This window comes from Synechococcus sp. 63AY4M2, assembly GCF_002760475.1.
Classification (GTDB): domain Bacteria; phylum Cyanobacteriota; class Cyanobacteriia; order Thermostichales; family Thermostichaceae; genus Thermostichus.
Map to the genome: position 1 here is coordinate 2,480,355 of NZ_AXUX01000001.1, position 4,239 is coordinate 2,484,593.

Sequence of the window (4,239 nt, forward strand, 5' to 3'; positions counted from 1 at the left end):
ACATACCTAGCCATACCAAGCAGCCATACTGAACATACTGGGCATTATTTTCAGTATAGTCCAGCATATCATTGACTAGAGTCATGCTCCTCACCCAGAGGGATCCCTATTAGAGCTTACACCTGTGGACGGGTTCCCATGCACCTCAGGCGGCGTCTGCCCGCCTTCGGGAGAGGAGATGGGGGCAAAACTGGACTGCCAAGCTTTTTCTAGGCTGGCCGGCAAGCCTCTTGAAGCTCCCCAACCCCACGGGCCATGCTTCTAAAGCCAAAGTTAAACAAGGACGCTTATTTTAAAAAAACTGTCACCTCTGAAAGCCATCGCCTGAGGATCGACAAGTTTTTAGTATCTTTTTTTTACTTGCAAGTGTTTCTTTCTACAATACTCTTTCGGCTCTCCCTATGGTAGCGTTACATCGCGATTTTGCCTTTTCTCTCGACCTTGTCTGTGCTTCCAGTCAATTCCCGCCAGGTCTTGACAATGCGACTTAACAGACCAGAAAACCGAGAAACTAGCTGGGTGATTGCCCTGATCCTGCTAGGGATCTCTATAGCCGGCTGTGGCTCTTCCAGTAGCACGGGGATCGACCCTGCTTCTTTGGGATCCCAAGCTCGCCTGACATTCAATGGGGCTCTGACCCGCTCCTTTTCTGGCACACAAGGGGAAATGGAGTTCAACATCGCCCTCCTGCAAGGCGGGGATCCGCCCCAACCAATAACCCAGCTCTCTGCCAGTCAGGTCAGCCTGCAGGTAAACCAGGTAACCGACTTGCTAGGGATCCCGCAGCCGGTAGCCTTGACCCTGACACCCACCCGGATCGAGAACCCCCCGTCGGATCTGCCTCAGCGGCCTTTGCTCATGGCAGTGCTGATGGATGGCTCAGGCAGCCTGTTGGTCTTGGATCCCCAATCTCGGCGCTTCCTGGCTGTTTTTCGGCTCCTGGATCAATTTCGCCCTGCACCCCTGGATCTGGGCGCCATTCTGCGCTTTGACAACCGGGGAGCAGGCTTTGGCGTTACAGCCCTGGGGCAGCCCCTGCGCACAGCTCAGCTATTGCAGGACTTCACCGGCGACAGAGAGCTGCTGAGACGAGGCGTTTTGCGTGCTGTTCCCGGAGGGAACACCGCCCTTTACGATGCCACGGTAGAAGCCGGGCGTTTCTTGAGCGACTTTCGGCTCACCGAGCGTTTCAACCGCCGCTTGGTGGTATTCACCGATGGGATTGACAACGAAAGCACCCGCTCCATCAACCAAGCTACTCAGGAGCTGACAACTTTGGCCAGAGAGCGAGGACAAAAACTCACCGTGTATGTGGTTGGGTTGGGGGTCGATTTGAATCTTCTGGAGTTACAGCGTCTGGCTGCAGCTACTGAGGGGACTTTTGTGCTGGCACGGTTTTCTGAAGGGCTGGAAGCTCCCTTTGCCAACTTATTCCCTGCTGCCATTGGGGAGCACCGCCTGCAAATGAGGGTGCAAAGCAATGTTCCGCTATCTGCTGGTTCTTATCTTCTCAGTGGCGAGCTGAGAGTTGAGAGAGAAGGCAGCCGTTTTGTGGCGCCCTTCAGCGACGCTGTTCTCACGGTGGGATCCCGCTAGAGTCATTCCGCAGGCTGACAACATCCCTAATCGAGAGCGAGGCGATAAGCAAATGTTTCGACGACTCGGTATACCCAGAAGATTTTGGCAACCGGCTGCGCTTGTCCTGGCGGCAGTGCTTACAGGTTCCCTAACGGTTTTCCTGAAAGGTTGCGGTGGTGGTACCTCCAGCAGCCCCTCGACCGTGGGGTCGCCGCCAAGGGATCCCAGCTCCGCCTTTGCCTCTGCCATTTTGGGGTTGGTGGTGGATCCCTTTGCTCAGCTTTGCCCTTCAGGCTCAACAGCCGCCCTTTGTTCGGGAGGGCCGCTCTTTTCAAGAGGCAATAAGGTTGAGTTGTTCAACCTAAGCTCAAGAGGGGACATTTTGTTGCCTGCCTTGTCAACCACTGCCTTGGAGGGCAACTTGCGGTTCACCATCCCCTTTTCCGGATCGATTATTCAACCGCCGGGGAAATTGGTATCGGTTCAGTCCAATCTCCTGGGCCAAGGGCGTCAGTCCGGCCAGCCTACACCCCTGCGGGGATTTATTTTCAGCGCAGCTGTGGATGTTTCCCCTTGGAGTGAAGCCCTTTATCGCATCTTGCTGGGGGAGCGGGATAGAGTACCTTTCTCCAACTTAGCTCCCCCCGAAGTTAGGGATCTGGAGAATATTCTGTTTGTCAGCGTACCTCTTTCCAGAACAGCCCGAGACCTGGAGGAAATCATTACGGACATCATTCGACAAGCGGATCAACTTAGTTTTAATCAGCTTCGCTTTGTGGAGGATCTTATTCGCGTTTGCTATGCCCCAGAAGGTAATCAATCGGATCAGCCCTGCCGCCTCCGCATTCCCGTACCCCTACCGCCGGCACCTACGCCGACTCCATTTGTGCCTGCTCCTGAAACTCCCGCTCTTCCCACCATCATTACCAACAGGGCTGTGGTTCGTTCAGCATCGGGCTCGTTGCTCTTTAGCAACACGGTTTCGGTGAGGGTAGATAACTGATGGCTGCCTCGTTTTAGTCAAGTTTGGTCAAGCTGGTTTTGTGTTCTCAGAGAACGCGCTGAGAGAGCCGAGGAGTGTTGAATGCTGACCTCAAAACCGTCTTGATTTCGTCCTGGTCAACTGGAAAGATTGCTTTGCTTTTTTAGTCGCAGCTTGGGCACCGTTTCCACAGCCCTGCTAATGGTTCTCTTGGGGGTAGAGCAAGCTAGCTTCCTCCGACACCCACACCCACTCCGACACCCACACCGACTCCAACACCCACACCCACCCCGACACCGACGCCCACACTCACTCCGACGCCCACACCCAGCCCAGCACCTCCCCCAGGCGAAGGGATCCGACTGGTCAAGCGGATTACCGCTCTCAACGGAACTCCTATCCCCGAATTCTTCGACGAGCCCACCGACCCCAACGACAACCCAGGGATCCCTTGGCCAGGCGGAGCCACCACCTTCCTGCAGGGGGCCATCAACCTGCCGGTGCGCCCAGGAGCGCGGGTGCAGTATGCCATCTACTTCCTGCTGGACTCGCCCGCTTCCACCTTTGTGGTGTGCGATCCCCTGGCGCCTGGCTTGCAGTATGTGCCGGGCAGCCTGTCGGTGAGCACAGGGATAGGGGATCCTTCATTCCGCCGGGTGGGGCCGTGCCGCCTGCTTGTGGGGGCATCAGCAACCCCAACGGTGTGGTGGTGGTGAACGTGGGGGGAGGCAGTTCTGGCTCAGCCGGTGTCGTCCGCTTCGAGGTCGCCGTTCCTAGGTGAAGCCCATTCCACACCTTGCCCCTCAACCGGGAGCAGCCTCTCATCCCGAGGTGAGGCCATGCCTTATCGGCTGGCGAAAGGGAAGTGGGAGTGGAATGGGAAATCCACTGCAGCCAGCGGTAGATTTAAGGAGAGGAGGTCTTCGAGGTTAGCCGATTGCCAAGCCCCTCTCCCTGTCTATGGCTTGTTGCCGCAGGTGAGCAGGTGTGGATCCTCTTACTAGGCCATCTTGATTGACAGAGAGGCAAGGTGTGGGCAAATACAGTTCTAGGTTCGTATTGCCCCTGGTGGCTTGTGCGGCAGCGGCAGGTTTGCAGTTGCCTTCGCCGGCACAGACTACGATCATCGTCACCACCCCAAGGGATGCCATAGACAACAAAGACGGGGAGTGCTCTCTGCGGGAGGCCGTGATAGCCGCAAACACCGATTCAGCAGTGAATGAATGTCTTGCGGGCCCAGGTGCGGACACGATTGTGCTGTCGGCAGGGAGGACCTATACCTTGTCGATAGACGACGATGGGTCGGGACACCAAACCGACTCTGGAGCGGACAACGACGATTTGGACATTACCAGCACCATCACCATTCAAGGCAACGGGGCGACGATCCAGCGGGATACTTCGATAGCATGCGATCTAGACGGTAGGGCAGCCAAAGGCGAGTTTCGCATTTTCCATGTCAGCAGAGGAGGCAAGCTCAATCTACAAGGTGTAGAGATCAAAAGTGGCTGTGCGGATGGAGACGATCCAAATACTGCCGGTGGCGGTGTTTTTGTGGGGGTCGGCGGTCAGCTTGCAGTCTCCAAGGTTCAGATCTCCAGTAATGGGGCTTTTTCTTTCGGGGGCGGCATCTACAACCTGGGCACAGTAACCATTGACGCAGCGGGCATTTCCGACAA

Annotated in this window: 4 protein-coding genes; all 4 read left to right on the top strand. The window is 56.2% G+C overall.

Annotated features, from left to right (window positions below):
- Positions 1–519: 519 nt before the first annotated feature.
- The gene (locus SYN63AY4M2_RS11035; protein ID WP_099812991.1) at positions 520–1,596 is read left to right on the top strand and encodes a VWA domain-containing protein; all 1,077 of its coding nucleotides are present in this window, start codon (positions 520–522) and stop codon (positions 1,594–1,596) included.
- A 403-nt stretch (positions 1,597–1,999) separates the two neighbouring features.
- Entirely contained in the window at positions 2,000–2,581 is a 582-nt protein-coding gene (locus SYN63AY4M2_RS13655) for a hypothetical protein (protein WP_206337014.1), read from the top strand.
- Positions 2,582–3,078: 497 nt separating this feature from the next.
- Positions 3,079–3,276, top strand: a complete 198-nt coding sequence (locus SYN63AY4M2_RS13840) for a DUF11 domain-containing protein (RefSeq protein WP_099812995.1) — start codon at positions 3,079–3,081, stop codon at positions 3,274–3,276.
- Between the two features lie 316 nt (positions 3,277–3,592).
- A partial coding sequence (locus SYN63AY4M2_RS13845; RefSeq protein WP_240530534.1) for a CSLREA domain-containing protein occupies positions 3,593–4,239 on the top strand: 647 nt, incomplete at its 3' end.